The following is a 23,550-nucleotide window of genomic DNA, read 5'->3' as shown; positions in this document are numbered from 1 at the left end:
AGCACTTTCAGCAATTACTTTTTCCTCGCTTAATGTTAATTTAATAAATTATTATGGCTTATTTATTTACGTCAGAATCTGTTAGTGAAGGGCATCCAGACAAAGTTGCAGATCAAATTTCGGATGCTTTAATTGATAACTTTCTGGCATTTGATGCTGACTCAAAAGTAGCTTGTGAAACATTAGTTACTACAGGTCAGGTAATTTTAGCAGGTGAAGTAAAATCGAATACTTATCTTGATGTACAACAAATTGCACGTGAGGTAATCCGTAAAATTGGATATACTAAAAGTGAATATATGTTTGAAGCGAATTCTTGTGGAATTCTTTCTGCAATTCACGAGCAGTCTGCAGATATTAACCAAGGGGTTGACAGAGCTAAGCCAGAAGAGCAAGGTGCAGGAGACCAAGGAATGATGTTTGGTTACGCTACAAACGAAACTGAAAACTTCATGCCATTGGCACTAGATTTATCTCATAAATTATTACAAGAGTTAGCTATTTTAAGACGTGAAAATAAAGAAATCACATATTTACGTCCCGATGCTAAATCTCAGGTAACTTTAGAATACAGCGACGATAATAAACCAACTCGTATTGATGCGATTGTTATCTCAACTCAGCATGACGATTTTGACGAAGAAGCTGCAATGCTTGCTAAAATCAAAAAAGATATTATCGAAATCTTGATTCCACGAATTATCGCTAAAAATCCAGAGCACGCTCATTTATTTAACGATAAAATCAACTACCATATTAACCCAACAGGAAAATTCGTTATTGGAGGACCTCACGGAGATACTGGTTTAACAGGAAGAAAAATTATCGTAGATACTTACGGTGGAAAAGGTGCTCACGGTGGTGGTGCATTCTCTGGAAAAGATCCAAGTAAAGTAGACAGAAGTGCTGCTTATGCAACTCGTCATATCGCTAAAAACTTAGTTGCTGCCGGTGTTGCTGACGAAATCTTAGTTCAGGTTTCTTATGCAATTGGAGTTGCTGAGCCAATGGGAATTTTCATTGAAACTTACGGAACTTCTAAAGTAAACTTAACAAACGGTGAAATCGCTAAAAAAGTAGAAGCTATCTTCGATATGCGTCCTTACTTTATCGAGCAAAGATTAAAATTAAGAAACCCTATCTACAGCGAAACTGCCGCTTACGGACACATGGGACGTAAACCAGAAACTGTAACTAAAACTTTCTCTGCTCCAGGCGGAAACGAAAAAACGGTTACTGTTGAGTTGTTTACATGGGAAAAACTTGATTTTGTTGACCAAGTAAAAACTGCATTTGGATTGTAAATCTAGACTTATAGACTAACTTAGATTGTTAGATATCTTAGTTAGCTAAACATAAAAAAGCCGATTTCTAAAATTAGAAATCGGCTTTTTTATGTTTAGGTATAATCTTTATTAATAAGTTCCGTTCTGCATTTTTGCTAACGTTTCTTTTATTTCATCTGCGGTTTCCTCCTCTGTCACATTTGATAAATATTTCACAGCTAAAGTCTGAGTTTCGATTGCTTTTTGCTTTTGCCCGTCTTTATAGTACAACTGCGCCAAAGTATCTAAATAATATGGATTGTTTTTGGTTACAACCAGACTGTATTCAGACCATTTAATCGCATCTTTTATAAAGTTAGAATTCTGAGGTTTTAACACTACAGTCCACGCTGCATTATTGGCAAGATTAGAATGATAATCTTTAAACATATTCCAGCCATCATAAGAGTAACTAGAAGCAGCATCTAATGAAGCAAAAATTGTATCTAATTTTTCGATTGGACTTGTTCCAGCTAAATTACTTTCAAAATAAGTATTAAATTCTTTTAAGAAAGTTGTGTTAGAACCATCTTTGTCTTCAACCTGACCTAAATAGTCAAAATAATTGCGGTAAGCATCAAAATTGCCTTTTCCAGATGCAATCATCTTTTTATAAATTGAATTAACTTTCTCTTTATTAATATTTCCGGTAACACCATATTGAGATGCATAAACATTCAACTGCAGTGCATTTGAAATTTCAGAAACTGGATTTCCAACACTATGAAGTTCTCCTGCTGCACTATTAAATTCTGTACGTTTGTTTTCTATATCTTCAGAATGCTTAATCAAATAATCGATTGCCAGAAAATCAGTATCGTTTAATACTTTATCTACATTAAAAAGCTGTTTCGTAAAACCTTGGTTTTTGATTTCTCTGACTATTGTTTCAACCAAATACATATCAGATTTTGTATCTTTTTGATGTGCTTCAATTAGTTTTTTCCAACTTGCTGCAACTTCTTTTTTGTCTAAAGCTGTTTTTGTGAAAACAAATTCTGTTGAATTAGCATCTGCAGGCACATCTTCTGACTCATAGTCATAAGAAGCTTCCAGTACTGAGGCTTTATTAAATGCTTTGATTACATCTGCGTCTGAGGCTTTTTTGTTCTTTAAAATAGCATTCATTGTTACAAAAGCATCCGCTCGCTGAAGTTTGCGATAGAAATCACCATAATAACTAAATTGATATTTTTGAGCTTCTAAATCAGATTTTGCAGCTGCAAGTACATTTCCTTGGCCATTCAACACAATTACACTTGGGTCATTTGTTATTTTATTGTTTTTAAGCCATTTTTTATCATCGGCTCCAGCCAAATAATAATTAAAAACATCGTAAACAGGATTATAAGCGTCGTACATACTATAACCTGCTTGAGTTTCCTGATCTTTTATAAATAAATCAAAACTCTCTTTGGCCTCTTTTTTACTATTGAAATAAACTCCTAAAAACTTATTATTATTTGATTCTTTAGTAGCCGAAATGGCTTTGTTTAAGTTATTTTCGATTTTTAATTTAAAATTGTAGGTATTGTAAGAAGCAACATCTTGAACAGCCACTGCAGTATCTGCAACAACAATTCCTGTCCCAAAATCGTCGCTTAACAAAACATCTTCTTTACCAGGATAAGTCCAGTTTGCAATAGACAAACTTTCTAGAGGAGTAACTTTTGAAGTTTTTGCTGCTGGCTGAGGATCCTTTTCGTTGGTAAAAACCAAAGGATTTAATCCTGATTTCTCAGAGATTATCAATTGGTTTGTTTGTCTATCAAAAAATCCAGAAATTTTTAAATCTCCTAAAACCGCTAATTCGTAACTAATTGTAATTTCAGAAACATCTTTTGGCAAGGCATATTTATTAACCGTAGTTGGGTTGTAATTATCTTCAAATGCCAAATATAAAAAGTCTGCTTTTTCAATTTCAAAATTTAAATCTGTCTGCTTCCATTCAGGATCTATTTTTGTTTTGATGTCTGAAATTCTTTGGTATTTAATTTCTTCTTTACCTTTTTGGGTTCCTATATAAAAGGAATAATAAGAAGGATCTAAGAATTTTACTTTTACACTTTTGGCTTTTTTATCGACTTTAAAAGAAAGATTAAAGTTAGTTTGTGCTTCTACATTTTTAGCAAATAGCAATGAATCTCCTTTTACCTCATAATCACCTGAATAAAATACCAGCTCATATTTGTTGCCGTCCAATAAATTTAATTTGATTTTCTGACCTTTGTTTGTCGATAAGTAGGTTCCTTTTTCATTATTTCCTTGAGAAAAAGACATAGAAATTGCCGAAGTAAATAGCAATAAACTCCAAATAAAATTGCGCATAATATAAAAATTTGGCTGTTAATATTCATGTAAAGATATTCCATTCTTATTTAAATAAATACCTTATTTATAAAATTAAACCAATTCTATTATTATAAATTGTACTTCATAGAAAATATGATATATCGAGGCTGTACGGTATATTGAGAAACTCTTGTGGAGAATTGCGTAAAATTATCATCGTTCAAATATCGTGTATTTAACAAGTTGGTTGCCGAAATTTTATACTCCCATTTGCTGTTTTTCTTTTGATAAATTAAACTGGCACTTAAGAAATCATATTCGTTGTCAACCGTTTTATCTCCATTGTAATAATGATAGAATTCATACTCTGAAACAAAGGAGAAACTGTCCAAGAAATAGTAATCTAATTTGGCAAATGGCTTATCGGTATAAAAGGTAGAACCGCTGTATTTATTCACCAAAAGATTATATCCAAATTCGATATTCGGCAGATTTTTATAATTAGTTGAAGCCCTTACAGTATAACTCTGCACAAAACTTTCTGTTGTTCTAACTTCATTATTTTGAATGTTGTTGAATTTTGACCAATTCAAACTTGCATTTATCGAAGCTTTGTAATTTTTTAAAAAGGAACGTCCATAAGCTCCCATTCCAGAAAAAGTTTCATCGGCTAAATTTGAATTGTATGGAACCGAAGATTGGTTAATTCCATCAAAATCTGCTTTTGTTTTAATGGCATCTACTTTTCTTGTATAAGTTGCATTGGCAAAAATATTTTCAAAATTGAACATATTATATTTGAAATAACGAAGCGAATGCACTTGCGAAGTGGCATTTTCTAAAAAGCGATTTCCATGAAACAAATTGCTGTAATTGGACAAAACATAACCTGCTGCCAACTGATTAACATCTGTAAAATCATTGGTTAAAGAGAAATTATAAGTCAATGTTTCTGACTTTTTAATTTGATATAAAGCAAAGAAATCCGGCAGTAATCTAGTAAAACTTTGAGAATAATCGCTTCCTAATTGTCCGTTTGTCATTTGATAGGAATGCAGGCTGACTCCCGGTGTCAAAGTAAATTTTCCAGTTAAGATTTTGTAATGAAAACCTAGAAAAGCATCATTAAATCTATAATCTACATCATTATTATTCGCCGGATCGTTCAAATCATTTCGTGTTCCATTATCCAATATTTGGAAAATATGAGAATTGAAGTTTTGATACGAATACGTATTTCCTAAAGTAATATTGATATTGCTTTTTGGCGTTACCATATAATAGTAATCCAGTTTAGCATCTAGTTTATTGGTTTTTACAAAACGATTTTGATTGTAATCATTTCGATCTTGTTCAACAAATCCTGACAATGGAAAAGGAAGCGTCTGCAGATTGGCATTATAAAAAGGATTCTCGTCTTGGTATAAATGCTGCATTTCAAAAGCAAAAATATTTTTATCGCTTTGTGTGTAATACAAACTCAAGTTCTGATTAATCGAAGTTGGATCTTGCTTTTTTGTTGTAAAAATAGTTTCTGGAGTAGATTGGTTCTGTACAATCTGTTCTCTAAATAAATCTGAAAATTCTTCTTGTTTGGTCAACTTGGTTAAGATATCATAATCAAATTGAAATTTATCGTTTGGCTTGTAAGTTGAACTTAACTTAAAAAGCCCCAAATTATTCTTCTGACTTGTACTTTCATCTCTTCTGTCCTCATTTCCAGAATCTAAAAATGTAGTCTGCGATTTGGTTTCCAATTCTGTTTTTGAAGTAGAAAGAATTCCGAAACCGCTTAAATTCCAGGCTTTATTGACTGAATAAGCAAAGTTTGTTGCACCAAATTTTGTTTCGATTTCTTTAGCACGATTATTTCGAAGCAGTGAAATTCCTAAATCATTTGACGAAACGTTGAAACTACTGCCGCCTTTTTTCATCATATTTTTAAATCCGCCCGTAAACTTAAAATAATCTTGCGCTGTTAAAGGTAATTCTCCAATATTATTAAAATTGGTAATTATATTGATGCTGTATTTCGGACTGTAATAAAATAATTTTGGGTTAATTATATAGCGACTGTCTAGTTCTCCTACACCAATTCCTGCGGTAACATCTCCAAACCAAAAGTTCTTTTTTCCGTCTTTTAGTTTAATATTCATCGCCACATTGTCTTGATCATTTTCCAGACCTTTTAATGCGCTGACTTCATTGTAATTTCGTAAAACCTGAATTTTATCAATCGCATCGGCAGGAATATTTTTTACGCCTAATTTGGTATCTCCGTCAAAAAAATCTTTTCCTTCGACCATTAATTTACTCACCTTTTTTCCTTCCACTTCAATTTCTCCGTCGGCATTTACCTCAACGCCCGGAAGTTTTTTCAAGACATCTTCCAGTTTTTTTTCGGTTCCAGATTTAAAAGAATCAGCATTATAAACAATCGTATCTCCTTTTATGGAAACTGGCATTTCGCGCACAATTTCCACACCTTCCAATTCAATTCCAGCTCCATCTAAAACAATAGTCTGGGTCATGTTTTCAGCTTTAGTTGCTACGGCGATTTCTTTAGATTTCATTCCGAGGTAACTAACTTTAATTGTATAAGCAGTATTAGGTTTTAATGTCAGCTGAAATTTTCCCTTATCGTTAGTAATTCCGTATGAATCCATTGCTTTTGTGGCAGTATTTACAGCCATAATATTGGCCATCTCCAACGGATTTTTTTGTTCATCTTGAATAAAACCATCAAAACGAATACTTTGAGAAAAGGAAATCGAGGTTATTAAAAAGGCGAAAAACAGAAATAATTTATTCATTAATTGGTAAGGTTAGACTGGTAAAAATCAACAGGTTTTTATCTTCCCATTGGAGGTGGTCCGCCTGCACGGCCGCGGTTCATTTCCCTAAATTCTTCCATTTTTTTTACAACCGTTTCATCGTAATCTTTTTGCGAAACTACTTTTCCTTTTTTAGACGGTTTTATTTCCACTTTCTCTTTGGCATTCAAAACAATTTTCGAACATAAAATTGTAGTTGTTCCGTCATTTATTTCTAAAATTAAACCTGGAAGTCCCCAATAATTTTCAGGACCTTGATTTACTGGAATTTCTGGTGTATACCAAGCCGTTACCAAAATTTCTTTCGGCATCTCAAAATTGTCTGCAAAATTGGTTTTTGTTTCGCCAGAAGTCTTTTTTTCGTCCTCTTTTTTATCATCTGCTTTCTTAGGTCTGAAATTTCTAAAATCGGTCTTGCTAGGTTCTTTTACCGCTGTCGCCTTAAAACAATTGTACCCTCCAATTTGTTTGGTTTCCTGTTCTAATTTCCAGTTTAATTTTGGCAATGAATCAACAACCAAAAATTCTTTCCCCATAAACTCTTTGTCAACGGTGTAAGACTTTGTTTTCACATCTTTATAGAAAGTACCGCCCCCGCCTGTCATGGAACCAAACATAATACGCATACCATTTTGCTGTCCTGGAGCGTCTAATTTTTCTTCTTCTTTGTAGATGGATGCTGATTTATCGAAATTTAAAATAAAAGTTTTCTCGAGCATTTTTTTCAAACGCTCTTCCATATTTTTTTGCATTTCGGGTGTTATATCTCTGTTACCGCGCATTCCTTCAAACTTAGGCGCTTGCGTTTTTGACTCATAAACAGCCATTCCTTGAAAATCTTTTTGAGCTTGAATTTGTGTACATACAAGCATCAACGACATATAAAAAAATATTTTCTTCATTTATTTTTCTTTAAAAGTGGGTAAATCCGAGAAAACTTACAATCAAATGTATTATTAATTTAAAAGTACTAAAAATAAAATATATAAATAGTCCTACGGCATAGACAAAAGCCCTTATTTCTTAGACTATTACAATTAAAAAAGGTTTAAATACTAAATTTAAACTTCTAAGTAGGTATTTTTGTAATTTGGTACTCTTGTAAATTTATTTCTAATGCGTAAAACTGTGTCAAAATTCTTATTCTTTTTATGTGTCTGCTGCAGTTTCCATGTGCTGAATGCCCAGAATTCAGATATAAATCCAGTGCTAATTTCTCATTTTAAAAATAACTCAGATAAATTTTTAGGTTACGACGCTTTTGGATATTCTTATCAGATAACGAATAATGTTTTTAGTAAAATAAAAGAGAAAGAAATTTTTGAATACAAGAATGTTTCACTTGGAAAAATTACCAAAGCAGATTTGCAGAATCCTTTAAAAATGGTTTTGTTTTATGAAGATTTCAATAGTGTCGTTTTATTAGATAATCAACTAAATAAAATAACTGAGATTAATTTTTCACAGAATCAAACGCCTATAGTTGTCTCAGCAATCGGAATGTCCACACAAAATCAGCTTTGGATTTACAATACTTTAAATCAGCAGATTGGTCTTTTTGATTATTTAAAAAACGAATATAAAACCGTTTCAATTCCGCTGACTGAACCAATTAAATATTATCAAACCGATTTTAATACTTTCTATTGGATTGACAAAAATAACAATTGGTTTTCCTGCGATATTTTTGGAAAAATTACTTCATTAGGCAAAATAGCAGACTTTGATAAAATTGAAATAATTAATACGGCACAATATATCTTCAGTAAAGATAGTTTACTGTATTTTAAAGGGATTGGCAAATCTAATCCTGAAGTAATTTTGGAGATTAAAATTTTAGAAAAAACCTTTGACAATTTTTATTACAAAGACCAAATTTTATCTATTTTTACATCTACAGATATATCAAATTATAAAATCGTAACACCGTAATGCACATAGCAATAGCAGGAAACATAGGCGCAGGAAAAACTACCCTGACCAAATTATTAGCGAAACATTTTAAATGGGAACCACATTATGAAGATGTGGTTGACAATCCTTATTTAGATGATTTTTACCATCAAATGGAGCGCTGGTCATTTAACCTTCAGATTTATTTCTTGAACAGCCGTTTTCGCCAGGTGCAGCAAATCCGCGAAAGCGGTAAAAAAATCATTCAGGACAGAACGATTTATGAAGATGCTTATATTTTTGCTCCCAATTTATATTCGATGGGATTAATGACAAGCCGCGATTTTGAAAATTATACTTCTTTGTTTGAATTAATGGAATCTTTGGTAAAACCACCAGATTTACTAATTTATTTAAGAAGTTCTATTCCTAATCTAGTTGGGCAGATTCACAAACGCGGACGTGAGTACGAAAACTCAATTTCTATCGATTACTTAAGCCGTTTGAACGAAAGATATGAAGCTTGGATTCAGACCTATACAAAAGGAAAACTATTAATTATTGATGTTGACAATATCAATTTTGTGGACAATCCAGAAGACTTAGGTAACATCATTAATAGAATTGATGCCGAATTAAACGGATTGTTTTAAACACGAATTACACAGATTTACAATAAATAAAAGGAGCCTCTAAAAAATATTATTTAGAGGCTTTTCTTTTGATTATGATCCTAACAGGTTTTGGAAACCTGTTAGGATAGATATAGATAATGTTGTTTTTTATTGCGCAGCGTTAATTTTTGCCTGTACTTCTTCTTCGGTCCCTTCGTAAGCTTCTGTAGTTGTTTTGCCGTTTTCTGTTTTAGTAACAGTTCCAGTCGTTTTTCCGTTTATATTTTTAACCTCCACGCGAACCGATTTCTTTTCGTATTTACTTGTATCAAAACAATCTGTTTTTTGATATTTTCCAGTTGTATCGAAATGTGCCAGGCATTTTGCTGTTTCTTCTGGAGAACAGCCTTTTTCTTTGCACATTTTCACACATTCTTCTTTTGTCATTCCTGATATATCTCCGCATTTAGAAATTCCCGCGTGCATTTCGGTTTTTGAACAACAAGAAGCATTAGCGGCTATATCGGATGGAGGATTTCCTTCTCCCAAAATTGGTGCAATTACCAATCCGATTAGACAGGTCAATTTAATTAAAATATTCATAGATGGCCCAGAAGTATCTTTAAATGGATCTCCAACTGTATCTCCAGTAACTGCAGCTTTATGTGCATCAGAGCCTTTATATGTCATTTCTCCATTAATCATAACTCCTGCTTCAAAAGATTTTTTAGCATTATCCCAAGCTCCTCCAGCATTGTTTTGGAAAACTGCCCAAAGAACTCCAGAAACCGTAACCCCTGCCATATATCCTCCTAACATTTCTGCTATCAACTGATTATTATCTCCATAAACTAATTTACCAATCAAAACAATTATAATTGGAAAACCAATTGTCAAAATCCCGGGAAGCATCATTTCGCGTAAAGCCGCTTTTGTAGAAATCTCAACACATTTTCCGTACTCTGGTTTTCCAGTTCCTTCCATAATTCCAGGAATTTCCTTGAACTGACGGCGTACTTCGTAAACCATATCCATCGCTGCTTTTCCAACAGAATTCATCGCCAAAGCCGAGAAAACCACTGGAATCATGCCTCCGACAAATAACATTGCTAAAACTGGTGCTTTAAAAATATTAATTCCGTCAATTCCTGTAAAAGTTACATAAGCTGCAAATAATGCTAGTGAAGTTAAAGCTGCAGATGCAATTGCAAAACCTTTTCCTGTTGCTGCGGTTGTGTTTCCAACAGAATCTAAAATATCCGTTCTCGTACGAACTTCTTTTGGTAATTCGCTCATTTCTGCAATTCCTCCAGCGTTATCAGAAATTGGTCCGAAAGCATCAATTGCTAATTGCATTGCTGTTGTTGCCATCATTGCTGATGCTGCCAAAGCTACTCCATAAAATCCTGCCAAAGCATACGAAATCCAGATGGCTCCAGCGAACAATAATACGGTTGGAAAAGTAGAAATCATTCCAGTTGCCAAACCAGCAATTACGTTTGTTCCCGCTCCTGTAGATGATTTTTGAACAATTGCCAATACTGGTTTTGTTCCCAATCCCGTATAATATTCTGTTACTGACGAAATAGCACCGCCAACAATTAATCCTACCAAAGTAGCATAGAAAACTCTTAATGAAGAAATAGCTTTTGATCCTTCACCAAAAAAACTCATCTGCATCGTTTCTGGAAGCATGTATTGTACTAAAAAGAAACACGCAACAGCCGTTAAAGCAATCGAAACCCAGTTTCCTATATTTAATGCTTTCTGTACTTGCGCTTCTTTTGCATTATCATCTGAAATTTTGACTAAAAGTGTCCCAATAATTGAGAATATAATTCCGAAACCAGCAATTGCCATTGGAAGTAAAATTGGACCAATGCCGCCAAAAGCATCATTGATACTTCCGCCCATATCTTTAATCACATAATTTCCAAGCACCATTGCGGCCAAAACGGTTGCCACATACGAACCAAACAAATCGGCTCCCATTCCGGCAACGTCTCCAACATTATCTCCAACATTATCTGCGATTGTTGCAGGATTACGAGGATCATCTTCTGGAATTCCGGCTTCAACTTTACCAACTAAATCGGCACCAACATCGGCAGCTTTTGTGTAGATTCCGCCTCCAACTCTGGCAAACAAAGCGATTGATTCGGCACCAAGTGAAAATCCAGCTAATGTCTCTAAAACAACAGTCATTGTTTCGGTATCTTTCCAAACTCCGTCAGAAAAAAGATTAAAGAAAATGATAAAGAAGGCTGTTAACCCTAAAACGGCTAAACCTGCAACTCCTAACCCCATTACAGTTCCGCCGCCAAAAGATACTTTTAAGGCTTGAGGAAGGCTTGTTCGCGCAGCCTGAGTTGTTCTAACGTTTGTTTTGGTTGCTATTTTCATTCCAATATTTCCAGCATAAGCCGAAAATAATGCTCCAAAAATAAATGCAATTACGATTAATAAATGTGTTTTTACACCCGGAATAAAAGTAATTCCTGCCAAGGCTAAACTGGCAATAATTACAAATATGGTTAATAATTTATATTCGGCTTTTAGAAAGGCTAAGGCTCCTTCGTAGATGTAATCTGAAATCTCTTTCATCTTGCCATCACCAGCATCTTGTTTTAAAACCCAAGTCCTTTTTATTCCCATGAAAAGTAATCCTAAAACTGCCATCACAATTGGCAGATAAATCATAAATGCATTCATAATTTTTAATGGTTTTGGTTAATAGTCAACAATCTAACTGAAACGAATTTAAACAAAAAAGCAATACTCCTGACGGAGTATTGCTTTTTTTATAAAATATGGAACCTTAAATTATTTAATACTAAATAATCCCTCTGGTTTATTTTCAATATCGTTAAAACGTTTTGTACACTCAGCAATAATTTCAAATGCTTCGTTCACATCTCCCCAACCTTCAACATCTACTTTCTTGTTTTCAAGATCTTTGTAAACTTGGAAGAAGTGCTCAATTTCTTTAACTAAGTGAGGGTTGATATCTGATAAATCTGTTAATGAATTCCAGATTGGATCTGAAACTGGTACACAAATAATTTTTTCATCTGGTCCTTTATCATCTGCCATGTGGAAAACACCAATTGGCTTAACTTCCATAACACATCCAGGAAAAGTTGGTTCGTTTACTAAAACCAATACATCAAGAGGATCACCGTCTAAAGCTAAAGTTTCTGGAATAAATCCGTAATCTGCTGGGTACATCATTGAAGAGAATAACATTCTGTCGAAACGCATTCTTTTAATTTCAAAATCGTACTCGTATTTATTTCTGCTTCCTCTTGGTATTTCGATTAATACATCGAAAGTCGTTAATTTGTCTGCGGTCATTTTCGTTTTTTATTGTTTCTATAATTTCGGTTGCAAAAATAACTAAAGAATCCAGTTTTACAATAAAAAACAAGGTTAAATTATCCTCATTAGAGTTTAAAAAACAAGCATTTAATAGGTAATTTTTCTGTTTCGCTTATTTAAGTAGTAATGCCAGAGCAAATAGGTCGCATAAGATCGATACGGACTCCATTGTTCGGCATGGATTTCCATTTCCTGTTTGTCGTGAATATTCAGCAATTCTTTTATCGTATTTACGACTGCAATATCTCCTAACGGGATCAAATCTGACTCTTGCAGACAAAACATTAAATAAATATCTATCGTCCAGTTGCCAATGCCTTTCAGTTTTATAAGTTCTTCGCGGACTTGCTTTGCCGATTTTGAAGCCAGACTTTCAACGTCTAGTTCTTTATTTAAAATTGCTTCCGCTAAAATCTTAATGTATTTTGTTTTCTGACGGCTGACACCAAGATTTCGATATTCTTGATCGGGAAGAACAGCCATAGTTTCTGGATTGCAAGTAGTACATGCTTTAATTTTTAAGAATGCGGCTTTCGCCGAATCTATAGAAACCTGCTGTTCAAGTATTAATAAAACCAAAGTCTCAAATCCCTGCGGTCGTTTCGGAATTGCCGGAAGTCCATACTTCTCGATTATCTCTCGAAATATTGGATTTTTATTGATTAGAAAATCGATGGCTTCCTGCATGGGTTTTACTTTAAATCTATTTCAAAATTAAAGAAAAAAGAATTCCGCAGGAATAAAGTTTTTTCAAGCAGATTTTACAGATTTTTAAATTTAACAAAAATTAAGAATCTGCAAAATCTGGCTCAAACAAAAAAGCCGCAAAGATTTTAAACCTTTGCGACTTTGTAACTTTGTACCTCTGAACCTCATCTAAAAACTTAAAAATAGAATCCGAAAGATCCTTTTATAGCAAATTTGTGGGCGTCTGGCATATCTAAATAGTTTCCTCTCCACGAAAAATCAAGTCTGAAAACTTTAAAGATATTTCCAATTCCGGCGTTGTATTCCCAGTATACTTTTTCAGGAGCATTATAAGGTAATCCAGAAGCATTAATGGCGCGATTAGCATCAGAAATCGTTCCATGAACAGCTCTTACTCCTATAAATTCTCTCCAGTTTAATTTTCTCATAAATGGAATTCTGGCAAATAATCTTCCACCAAAATCATGATTCCATTGCAAAGTTGTGTATTGATCTGTAACAAACTCGTAGAAATTCAAATTACTAAACGTATTTTCGATCGTAAAATAAGTTTGGTTACCTGGAATTACACTCATCAATCCTAACGGAATTGTTCCAAAGGTTTTTCCAGTTTCTACTATAATATTTGATCTTCCTAATGGTCCGATTATAATAGGCTGTTTATAAAAAATCTGTATTTTTTCGTAAGCAAAATCACTATCCATAACTCCTTTAAGACCGTAACTAAAGTTTACAAAGAAATGACTGAAAGGGCTGTCTACTAAATCTCTCTCTACACCGTAACCAATCGTTTTTCGGTTGGGCATATATTCAAACTGAATATTTGCTTCTGTTTGTTTTACATCGCTTTTTACAACTCCCACCGGATTTGCTGCAGTTGGCAATGTCGTGTAATAATCTAAACTAAAAGTTTTCGAAGCCGATTCTAATGTTCGGTACGAAAATCCCGCCGAAACAATAAAGTTCTTCTTGGCCTCCATTTCAACAGAAACATTGCTCAGATTGATATTGGTCAACTTTCCGTTACTTCCAGTTGTAAATAAGGCAGAAGATGCGAAACTTCGTCCTAAAACATCATTCGTAGTAGTTAAACTTGCTCCAATTTGCTCGATGTCGCGCCTGTTTCCTCCAGAAATAATAACTCGGTTTTTCTTATCTACCATCCATTTTCCTGAAAGTCCGTATTTGAATTTATTATCATCAAATCCATATGCTGTGTAAGCTTGAATACGCCAAGGGTCATTTGGACCAAAATAAGTTCTTCCGCCTACCCTTAATCTTAAACCTTCAACTTCATTATAACCAAAGGTCGAATAAATAGGTCCGTAATCGAAATTCTTAAATTCAATGTAACCGCTTCCTAAAATGGAGACGAGATTATACAACTGCTTAAATCGCTTGACCGTTTGCAATGTATCGAGCATTTTATACACGCCCGCTTCATCTTTATTTAATTTCTCAAAACGATTTTCTTCCCAGAATTCAGGCGGTCGTTCATAGACGGCATTGTCTATAAAATTGACTTCTTCTTTATAGAATTTCTCTGGTTTCTGAATATTGAATTTATGATTACGATATAATGTCGTTCGTTTTCCATAAACTCCTTTTGATTTTTCTTTCTTGTTCAAAGCAAAATCAGACATCATATAATCACGGGTCAAAAGGAAAACCGAATCGTTTTCTACTTCAAACTCCTGCTCGATATAAATATCTTTTACCCAGTTAATATTGGCGCTTTTAGTTACGCCCATATTGATTTTTTTGATTGCAAAAGTAGAATCGTTTACCCAAAAATCACCTTTAAAGGTCAATTCGTTTTTACGTCTTGGATAGAAAACAATATTGTAACACCATTTTTTATCAATATACGCACTGTCTTTTAACACATAATTATAAACATCAATTCCCGTTCTCGAAAGCGGACTTGTGAAGCTTTTATCAAAAAATTTAAGGTGATTATCGTAAATATTATAATCGGAATAAAGGTCTTTTACAAATGATAAAATCTGCTGATTTCCATTAAAACCAGACATTTTATTTCCGGTTAGGTTTTCTTTTACTTTCTTTAGTTTATTATCCCCGTAAACATCATAAACAGATTCGTTGATGAAAATGGGCAGATAAGTTTTTCCAGTAACATCCGAAGTATCAACATGATTAAAGATAAACTCCATTCCCTTGAAAAGTTTGTTTTTCATGAAAGCACTATCGATAGTATTCATGTCAAATTCTACTTTTTCATACTTCTGCATTTGATATTGATTGAATTGGTAAAGTCCGTTTTTACGTTTTCTTTCCCATATTTTCCTCAAAATATCTAATGCCGGATTGTTTTTCTTGGATGTTTTTCCTGTAAATATTACAACTTCGTTTAAGGCTTCGGCTTCGCCTAAAACAATTTTGAAATTATAATTTACTGCTTTTTCCAAAGGGACTTCTTTATCTGAAAATCCTGCCGAAGTAACTAATAATGCAGTATAGGTATTTGGCGATTCCAAATAAAAACGACCATCTTCATTAGAAACGATTCCAGTATTTGAACCTTTAAAAACAACATTTGCAAAAGGTATCGGCTGATTAGATTTGTCCAAAACAATTCCACTCACTTTCGTTTGTGCAGTAGCAATAGTCGCAAATGCGAATACAAAAAATAGGCTGAGTAAAATTATTCTTTTCATCATTTGGGCAAAAAAAAACTTCATCGATTAACTAGGAATGATGAAGTTTTGTGAGTATTTTAAATATGTATTATTTGTACAATACTTTTTTAACTGCTTTTACTACATCACCTGCGTTTGGCAGCCAGTCTTTTAAAAGTACTGGAGAGTAAGGTGCAGGAGTATCTGCAGTTGTAATTCGTTGAATTGGCGCATCAAGAAAGTCAAAAGCCTGCTCTTGAACGATATATGTGATTTCAGAAGAAATACTTGCAAATGGCCAAGCTTCTTCAAGAATTACTAAACGGTTTGTTTTTTTAACAGACTTAAGAATTGCATCTTTATCCATAGGACGAACTGTTCTTAAATCGATAATTTCACAAGAGATTCCTTCTTTAGCTAATTCATCAGCAGCAATAAAAGCTTCTTTGATAATTTTTCCGAAAGAAACGATAGTTACATCTGTTCCTTCACGTTTAACATCAGCAACTCCTAATGGAATAGTGTATTCTCCGTCTGGCACTTCACCTTTGTCACCATACATTTGCTCAGATTCCATGAAAATAACTGGATCATTATCGCGAATTGCAGATTTCAAAAGTCCTTTTGCATCGTAAGGAGTTGAAGGAACAACAACTTTAAGACCTGGAGTATTAGCAAACCAGTTTTCTAAAGCTTGAGAGTGAGTAGCTCCTAATTGACCAGCAGAAGCTGTTGGCCCGCGGAAAACGATTGGCACATTAAATTGTCCACCAGTCATTTGACGCATTTTAGCAGCGTTATTAATGATTTGATCAATACCAACTAAACAGAAGTTGAATGTCATATATTCTACAATAGGACGATTTCCATTCATTGCAGAACCTACTGCAATTCCTGTAAAACCAAGCTCAGCAATTGGAGTATCAATAACTCTTTTTTCGCCAAACTCCGCAAGCATTCCTTTTGAAGCTTTGTATGCTCCGTTGTATTCTGCAACTTCTTCGCCCATTAAATATATGGATTCATCGTGACGCATTTCTTCACTCATCGCTTCGCAAATGGCCTCTCTAAATTGTATTGTTCTCATATTTATATTGTATGTTGAATTTTCTGAAGAGCAAAAATAAATATTTTAAATAACTTAAAAGCATAAATTGAATTTAAAATCGCATGAAGTTCTTTCTCTCTTTAGCTTTTAACTTTTTAAAGTTAATTGTGATATTTACGAAATCGATATAATAGCGTAAAATTCACACTTAATTTACTGGAAATATTTTTTAGACAAACTTTAATTTATTTGTTTAATTCTTGTTTCTCTGAAATTCATTCATCAAAACGTAAATATCTAAAGATTATTATTTTTAACACATAAAATTTTACATAATAATTTTTTCAGATATTGTAAAATTACTAACAATCAGCTAAAATGATTGATTTTTTAATTTCAGATTCCGATAAAAATCATCTCAAACTACATAATCTTCGAAATCGTAATAGTTTTTAAAAATATTATGCATGCATAGTATAATTATTCCAAATTAAATTCTAAATTTGTAAAAGCATATTATAAATTCAAAATATATACTTATGAAAATACTAGTTTGCATCAGCCATGTGCCTGATACTACTTCAAAAATTAACTTTACTAACGGCGATTCAGAATTTGATACAGCCGGTGTACAATATGTGATAAACCCTAACGACGAATTTGGACTTACACGTGCAATCTGGTTTCAAGAACAACAAGGTGCAAATGTAACTGTAGTAAATGTCGGAGGTCCTGATACTGAACCAACTTTACGTAAAGCTTTGGCAATTGGTGCAAATGAAGCTATTCGTGTAAATGCAACCCCAACTGATGGTTTTTTTGTTGCTAAACAATTGGCAGAAGTAATTAAAAACGGAGGTTACGATCTTGTAATTGCAGGAAAAGAATCTCTTGATTATAATGGCGGAATGGTTCCTGGAATGATCGCTGGAATTTTAGGTTCTAACTTTTTAAACTCTTGTACAGCTTTAACTGTTGATGGAAACAATGTAAAAGCGGTTCGTGAAATCGATGGTGGTAAAGAAACAGTAAGCACTACTCTACCTCTAATTATTGGAGGTCAAAAAGGTCTTGTTGAAGAAAAAGATTTGCGTATTCCGAACATGAGAGGAATTATGACAGCAAGAACTAAAGCTTTAACTATTTTAGAACCAGTTGATGCTCCAGCAAATACTAAAGCGGTGAAATTTGAAAAACCAGCTCCAAAATCAGCAGTAAAATTAATTTCTCCTGATAATTTAGATGAGTTAATCAATTTATTACACAACGAAGCGAAGGTAATCTAGTAATCAGTTTTCAGTCTCGGTTTTCAGCTTTCAGTTGATCAACTTGAAACCTGAAACTGAAACTCATAACCTCTAAACAAAAAAATCATGTCAATATTAATATATGCAGAATCTGCAGAAGGAAAATTTAAAAAAGTAGCATTCGAATTAGCTTCTTATGCAAAAAAAGTAGCCGAAAGTTTAGGAACAACTGTTACGGCTTTAACTGTAAACATTAGCGACGTAAGCGAATTAGCTAAATACGGAGTTGATAAAGTTTTAAAAGTAAATAACGATAAATTAGCTGGTTTTACCGCTAAGGCATATGCCGATGTAATTAAACAAGCTGCTGAAAAAGAAGGAACAAAAGTTGTTTTGCTTTCTTCGACAACAGATAGTATTTATCTTTCATCATTGGTTGCAGTAGCTTTAAATGCTGGTTTCGCATCAAATGTTGTTGGACTGCCAGTTAGCACTTCGCCTTTCCAAGTAAAAAGAAATGCGTTCTCAAACAAAGCTTTCAACATTACTCAAATCGATACAGATGTAAAAGTTCTTGGTTTGGCTAAAAACTCTTACGGAATTTTTGAAAGTGCAGGATCTGCTTCTGAAGAAGATTTTAATCCATCAATTGGAGAAAATGACTTTGGAGTAAAAGTAGATTCTGTTGAAAAAGTTAGTGGAAAAGTCTCTATTGCTGATGCTGATATCGTAGTTTCTGGCGGACGTGGATTGAAAGGTCCAGAAAACTGGGGATTAATCGAAGATCTTGCTGCTGTTTTAGGTGCTGCGACTGCATGTTCTAAACCAGTTTCAGATTTAGGATGGAGACCTCACAGCGAGCACGTTGGACAAACAGGAAAACCAGTTGCAACTAATTTATATATTGCTGTAGGTATTTCTGGAGCTATTCAGCATATCGCTGGTATTAACTCGTCAAAAGTAAAGGTGGTTATCAATAACGATCCTGAAGCTCCTTTCTTTAAAGTTGCTGATTACGGAATTGTTGGTGATGCTTTTGAAATCGTACCGCAATTAACAGAGAAATTAAAAGCTTTTAAAGCTCAGCATTCTTAATTCAAGAATTCTCTTCAAAATATTTGCTGCCTAAAAACAAGATATTGTATCTTTGTTTATAGGCAGCTTTTTTGTTCCATATTTTTTGATTAAAATTGCAGCTTTATTTTTCAAACAAAAAAAGCAATAAAACAAGGCTCTAAGTGCCTTTTTTACAAACATATATGAGTCTAGTAAAATTATCTATAAAAGGAATTTCATACAGTCAAACTCAAAATGGCGCTTATGCCCTAATTTTGAACGAAGTTGATGGCGAACGAAAATTACCTATCGTTATTGGCGCTTTTGAAGCCCAGTCGATAGCTATTGCCTTAGAAAAAGAAATAAAACCACCACGTCCGTTAACGCACGATTTATTCAAAAACTTTGCAGAAAGATTTGACATTGTCGTAAAACAAGTAATTATTCACAAATTAGTTGACGGTGTTTTTTATTCTAGTTTAATCTGCGAAAGAGATAAAATCGAAGAAATTATCGATGCCAGAACTTCTGATGCAATTGCTTTAGCATTGCGTTTCAATGCACCGATTTTTACTTATAAAAACATCTTGGATAAAGCTGGAATTTATTTAAAATCAAATACAGCAGATACAGATCAAGGCGCTCAGGAAATTGACGATGTACTTTCGAATCCAGAAACTTTTGGACACGAGGAAGAAACAAATCAATCTGGTGAAGTTTACGCAAAACATACACTGCAAGAACTGAATGAACTTTTAGATCAAGCCGTTTCTCAGGAAGATTATGAAAAAGCAGCTAAAATTAGAGACGAAATCTCGAAAAGATAATTTTATGGCAGTAAGCCATAGGCATTAGGCTGTAAGCTTAAGCTAAAAACATAAAAAAATCCAAGCTGTAAGCATTTAGGAAAAAGCCTAAAGCCTATAGCCTAAAGCTTAAAGCATTTATGAAGCAATACTTAGATTTAGTAAAACACGTTTTAGAAAACGGCTGTCAAAAAGGAGACCGAACTGGAACTGGAACAAAAAGTGTTTTTGGTTACCAAATGCGTTTTGATTTAAGTGAAGGCTTCCCAATGGTTACGACCAAAAAATTACATTTAAAATCGATCATTTACGAATTACTTTGGTTTTTAAAAGGCGATACAAACGTAAAATATCTTCAGGAAAATGGAGTGAAAATCTGGGATGAATGGGCTGATTCTAATGGTGATTTAGGACCTGTATACGGACATCAGTGGAGAAACTGGAACAGCGAAGAAATTGATCAGATTACTGAATTAATTACTGAATTAAAAACAAATCCGAACAGCCGTAGAATGCTGGTTTCTGCTTGGAATCCTTCGGTTTTGCCAGATACTAAAAAATCATTTGAAGAAAATGTAGCTAACAATAAAGCAGCTTTGCCTCCATGTCATGCATTTTTTCAATTTTATGTGGCAACTCCAAATGTAGAAAAAGGGGAAACTAAAGGAAAATTATCTTGTCAGTTATACCAAAGAAGTGCTGATATATTTTTGGGAGTTCCCTTTAACATTGCTTCTTACGCATTATTAACTATGATGATTGCTCAGGTTTGTGATTTAGAACCAGGCGATTTTATTCACACTTTTGGTGACGCACATATTTATAACAATCATTTTGAGCAATTGGAATTACAATTGACTCGCGAACCAAAACCATTACCAAAAATGATTTTAAATCCAGAGATTAAAAACATTTTTGATTTTGATTTTAATGATTTCACACTAGTAGATTACGATCCGCACCCTGCTATAAAAGGAAGTGTTGCAGTATAATTATAAAAAAATCCGCTTTAATTTTAAGCGGATTTTTTTATACAACTAAAACACTATTTTCGCTTCCAGCATAATCATTCCATTTGTAGAAATCTGCTTCTGGATCGTTCACGTAAGCCCCATCGATTACATACTTAAATTCGTAAATCGCATCTTTCACCAAATCATAAGTCGCTTTAAAAGTTCCGTTTTTCAACTTACTTAAAGTTCCTTCTGAAGCATTCCAGTTGTTAAAATCCCCAACCACCGCTGCCGAATCAGCGTCTTTGGCATCTATAGAAAATGTTACTTTACAAACTGGCTTCGTTTTGATAAATTGTTTCTTCAAAGACATAACTATTTAGTTTTTAGATTTATAGATCTAAAATTAATTAAAATCATCCAAACACTCACAACAACGGCTTCGATTTGTCAGAATATCAAAAACAACCCGTTATTTTAGCTTTATCAATAATTTATGATATGCAAAATTTTGTTTTTCAAATTCTTACATCTTTTCCAAGCAAATATTCTATCTCCAAAATATTGACTTTCAAAAATAAATTTTAACTTTATAATCTGATTTTTATCTTATGGAAAAAGAAGTGCACGAACAATACGAATACGCTAGACGACGATTAAGACAAAAAAAAATCCTATATTTTCATTTTGTTCTTTTCCTGCTTGGAAGTTTATTTTTATTTATTGCCAATAGATTTTTTGGTTTTGGAGAAGGAACAACTCAAAACTGGTGTATTTGGGGAATTACGATCTGGCTTTTTATCTTTATTCTGCACTTTATAAAAGTCTACATTACCGACCGTTTTATGAATAAAAAATGGGAGAGAGAACAGATTGACAGACTGGTTGCTTTACAGAAAAAAAGAATCAGCCAGCTTGAATCTTCTATTAGTGAAGAAAATGAAAATAAAATTTAGTTTCAGCATACCATGATTATAATGATAGCGGCTGCAGCCGAAAATAATGCTCTTGGAAAAAACAATGAATTAGTATGGCATCTGCCAAACGATTTTAAACGTTTTAAATCGCTTACTACTGGTCATCATATTATTATGGGAAGAAAAACTTTCGAGAGTTTCCCTAAGCCGCTGCCTAATAGAGTGCATGTTGTAATTACACGTCAAGAAAATTATAAGCCTGAAGGATGTATTGTGGTAGACAGCATTGAAAAAGCAATTGCCGTTTGTCCTGAAAACGAAGACAGTTATATTATAGGAGGCGGAGAAATTTACAATCTTGCACTGCCATTTACAGATATAATAGAATTAACTAAAGTTCATCATACATTTGAGGCAGACACTTTCTTTCCAAAAATAAATAAGAATGAATGGGTTTTAGTAGAATCTGAAGAAAATCAAAAAGACGAAAAACATCTTTATGATTATACTTATGAAACTTATATTAGAAAATAAATAAAAAAACATCCTCTTTTGGGAGGATGTTTTTAAAACGATTGATTTTTTAGACCTGACTTACTCAAGAATAGTTTTGTTTAAAAATCACAAATGTTAAAAACATTTGAAATAACTGAATAACATTTAATGTTATTTGAGACATAGTCTCAAACGCCTTTAATAACAAATACCACTAAGATATTAAAGGCAGAAAATTAAAATTTCCAAAAACAAATTTAATCCTAAGAACGTAGTTTGCACTATAAAATAGTATTTCCCCCCAAGAACAATACTTACAAAACTTTTTCAAGAACAAACGAATTACAAGTGCAAAAAGTAATCATCTGCTTAAGTCTTTGCGGTACTACCAATCATTAAAACTTTAATCATTTTTACTTCTACAAAGTTGCTCATAATAGCGAAGCGGTACAATACACGATTTTAGTGATTTTGCGAAAATACCTAGATTTAGGGATGCCGAAACATTTCAATAATTAACTTTAAAATAAATCGTATAAAACATTTATTTTTCAAATTAAAAAACTCAATTACAGTTAAACTAGATTGTTTATATTTGCCTAAATAAAAAAAATGTCTGAAAAAATAACTCCGTATAAAGACTCTTCATTAGGAAAAAAAGAGCAGGTAACCCAAATGTTTGACACCATTTCTGGGAATTACGATAATTTGAATCGTGTCATTTCTTTTGGAATTGATGTTAAATGGCGTAAAAAGGTATTAAAAATAGTTTCAGACAAGAAACCAAAAGTAATTCTTGATATTGCTACAGGAACTGGTGATTTAGCTATTTTATTATCTCAGACAAATGCTGAAAAAATCATTGGTTTGGATATTTCTGCCGGAATGCTTGAAGTTGGAAAAAAGAAAGTACAGGAAAAAAATCTTTCTAATATTATTGAATTAGTTTTAGGGGATTCTGAGAATATGCCTTTTGAGGATAATTATTTTGATGCTATAACTGTTGGTTTTGGAGTGAGAAACTTTGAAAATCTTGAAAAAGGTTTTGCAGAAATCTTAAGAGTTCTTAAGCCAAATGGTGTTTTTGTTATTTTAGAAACTTCTGTTCCAGATAAATTCCCTTACAAACAAGGTTATAATTTTTATACAAAAAATATATTACCGCTTATCGGGAAATTATTTTCTAAGGACAATGATGCATATGGCTATTTATCGGAATCTGCTGCTGCTTTTCCTTATGGTGAAGCCTTAAACAATATTTTGAGAAAAACTGGGTTTATAGATGTTGTGGCAATGCCTCAAACTTTTGGTGTCGCAACGATTTATTCTGCATCTAAAAAATAGT

Annotated in this window: 19 protein-coding genes; 10 read left to right on the top strand and 9 right to left on the bottom strand. The window is 33.2% G+C overall.

The genetic code is table 11. The features are described from left to right. Positions 1 to 53 precede the first annotated feature (53 nt). The gene (gene metK / locus HYN86_RS06890; RefSeq protein WP_113677371.1) at positions 54 to 1,304 is read left to right on the top strand and encodes a methionine adenosyltransferase; all 1,251 of its coding nucleotides are present in this window, start codon (positions 54 to 56) and stop codon (positions 1,302 to 1,304) included. A 111-nt stretch (positions 1,305 to 1,415) separates the two neighbouring features. Here metK and HYN86_RS06885 read toward each other — a convergent pair whose 3' ends face one another. The 3 genes from HYN86_RS06885 to HYN86_RS06875 all read right to left on the bottom strand — a co-directional run bounded on the left by HYN86_RS06885 (position 1,416) and on the right by HYN86_RS06875 (position 7,353). Beyond that, a complete protein-coding gene (locus HYN86_RS06885; protein WP_113677370.1) occupies positions 1,416 to 3,653 on the bottom strand; it encodes a hypothetical protein in 2,238 nt (745 codons plus the stop codon). Positions 3,654 to 3,745: 92 nt separating this feature from the next. Then, a complete protein-coding gene (locus tag HYN86_RS06880; protein WP_113677369.1) occupies positions 3,746 to 6,430 on the bottom strand; it encodes a carboxypeptidase-like regulatory domain-containing protein in 2,685 nt (894 codons plus the stop codon). Positions 6,431 to 6,468: 38 nt separating this feature from the next. Further along, complete coding sequence (locus HYN86_RS06875; protein WP_113677368.1) at positions 6,469 to 7,353, bottom strand: GLPGLI family protein; 885 nt, start codon at positions 7,351 to 7,353, stop codon at positions 6,469 to 6,471. Between the two features lie 214 nt (positions 7,354 to 7,567). On the opposite strand from HYN86_RS06875, the gene HYN86_RS06870 reads away from it, so the two are divergent. Beyond that, a complete protein-coding gene (locus HYN86_RS06870) occupies positions 7,568 to 8,383 on the top strand; it encodes a hypothetical protein (protein ID WP_113677367.1) in 816 nt (271 codons plus the stop codon). Next, positions 8,383 to 8,997 carry a deoxynucleoside kinase gene (locus tag HYN86_RS06865; RefSeq protein WP_095952570.1) on the top strand — a complete coding sequence of 205 codons (615 nt, stop codon included), beginning with the start codon at positions 8,383 to 8,385 and terminating at the stop codon, positions 8,995 to 8,997. Before HYN86_RS06870 ends, HYN86_RS06865 begins: the two co-directional genes overlap by 1 nt. Positions 8,998 to 9,126: 129 nt before the next feature. On the opposite strand, the gene HYN86_RS06860 is transcribed toward HYN86_RS06865, so the two are convergent. The 5 genes from HYN86_RS06860 to HYN86_RS06840 all read right to left on the bottom strand — a co-directional run bounded on the left by HYN86_RS06860 (position 9,127) and on the right by HYN86_RS06840 (position 16,770). Next, a complete protein-coding gene (locus tag HYN86_RS06860; RefSeq protein ID WP_113677366.1) occupies positions 9,127 to 11,670 on the bottom strand; it encodes a sodium-translocating pyrophosphatase in 2,544 nt (847 codons plus the stop codon). Between the two features lie 111 nt (positions 11,671 to 11,781). Next, a complete protein-coding gene (locus tag HYN86_RS06855; RefSeq protein WP_057117592.1) occupies positions 11,782 to 12,312 on the bottom strand; it encodes an inorganic diphosphatase in 531 nt (176 codons plus the stop codon). Positions 12,313 to 12,423: 111 nt separating this feature from the next. Beyond that, entirely contained in the window at positions 12,424 to 13,023 is a 600-nt protein-coding gene (locus HYN86_RS06850) for a DNA-3-methyladenine glycosylase family protein (protein ID WP_113677365.1), read from the bottom strand. A gap of 197 nt (positions 13,024 to 13,220) precedes the next feature. Beyond that, positions 13,221 to 15,722 carry a DUF5686 family protein gene (locus HYN86_RS06845; protein ID WP_113679874.1) on the bottom strand — a complete coding sequence of 834 codons (2,502 nt, stop codon included), beginning with the start codon at positions 15,720 to 15,722 and terminating at the stop codon, positions 13,221 to 13,223. A gap of 70 nt (positions 15,723 to 15,792) precedes the next feature. Further along, positions 15,793 to 16,770 (bottom strand): pyruvate dehydrogenase complex E1 component subunit beta, encoded by a 978-nt coding sequence (locus HYN86_RS06840; protein ID WP_057117595.1) that lies wholly within the window; start codon positions 16,768 to 16,770, stop codon positions 15,793 to 15,795. A 500-nt stretch (positions 16,771 to 17,270) separates the two neighbouring features. On the opposite strand from HYN86_RS06840, the gene HYN86_RS06835 reads away from it, so the two are divergent. The 4 genes from HYN86_RS06835 to HYN86_RS06820 all read left to right on the top strand — a co-directional run bounded on the left by HYN86_RS06835 (position 17,271) and on the right by HYN86_RS06820 (position 20,832). Further along, on the top strand, positions 17,271 to 18,017 hold the full coding sequence (locus HYN86_RS06835) for an electron transfer flavoprotein subunit beta/FixA family protein (protein WP_113677364.1): 747 nt from the start codon (positions 17,271 to 17,273) through the stop codon (positions 18,015 to 18,017). Positions 18,018 to 18,104: 87 nt separating this feature from the next. Continuing rightward, on the top strand, positions 18,105 to 19,073 hold the full coding sequence (locus HYN86_RS06830) for an electron transfer flavoprotein subunit alpha/FixB family protein (protein ID WP_113677363.1): 969 nt from the start codon (positions 18,105 to 18,107) through the stop codon (positions 19,071 to 19,073). 164 nt (positions 19,074 to 19,237) lie between these two features. Next, positions 19,238 to 19,861, top strand: a complete 624-nt coding sequence (locus HYN86_RS06825) for a bifunctional nuclease family protein (protein ID WP_113677362.1) — start codon at positions 19,238 to 19,240, stop codon at positions 19,859 to 19,861. A gap of 119 nt (positions 19,862 to 19,980) precedes the next feature. Next, entirely contained in the window at positions 19,981 to 20,832 is an 852-nt protein-coding gene (locus HYN86_RS06820) for a thymidylate synthase (RefSeq protein ID WP_113677361.1), read from the top strand. Between the two features lie 37 nt (positions 20,833 to 20,869). Here HYN86_RS06820 and HYN86_RS06815 read toward each other — a convergent pair whose 3' ends face one another. Then, complete coding sequence (locus HYN86_RS06815) at positions 20,870 to 21,166, bottom strand: isoamylase early set domain-containing protein (RefSeq protein WP_113677360.1); 297 nt, start codon at positions 21,164 to 21,166, stop codon at positions 20,870 to 20,872. A gap of 238 nt (positions 21,167 to 21,404) precedes the next feature. Between HYN86_RS06815 and HYN86_RS06810 the strand changes: the two genes are divergently transcribed. From HYN86_RS06810 to ubiE, 3 genes are all read left to right on the top strand, one after another. Continuing rightward, positions 21,405 to 21,749 (top strand): 2TM domain-containing protein, encoded by a 345-nt coding sequence (locus HYN86_RS06810; protein WP_113677359.1) that lies wholly within the window; start codon positions 21,405 to 21,407, stop codon positions 21,747 to 21,749. A gap of 12 nt (positions 21,750 to 21,761) precedes the next feature. Then, entirely contained in the window at positions 21,762 to 22,244 is a 483-nt protein-coding gene (locus HYN86_RS06805) for a dihydrofolate reductase (protein WP_113677358.1), read from the top strand. A gap of 573 nt (positions 22,245 to 22,817) precedes the next feature. After that, positions 22,818 to 23,549, top strand: a complete 732-nt coding sequence (gene ubiE / locus HYN86_RS06800) for a bifunctional demethylmenaquinone methyltransferase/2-methoxy-6-polyprenyl-1,4-benzoquinol methylase UbiE (protein ID WP_113677357.1) — start codon at positions 22,818 to 22,820, stop codon at positions 23,547 to 23,549. Position 23,550: the final 1 nt, after the last annotated feature.

The sequence above is a fragment of the Flavobacterium fluviale genome, from assembly GCF_003312915.1.
Taxonomy (GTDB): Bacteria; Bacteroidota; Bacteroidia; order Flavobacteriales; family Flavobacteriaceae; genus Flavobacterium; species Flavobacterium fluviale.
Note: the sequence above shows the minus strand (reverse complement) of the source record. Positions and strands in the feature narration are given on the sequence as shown.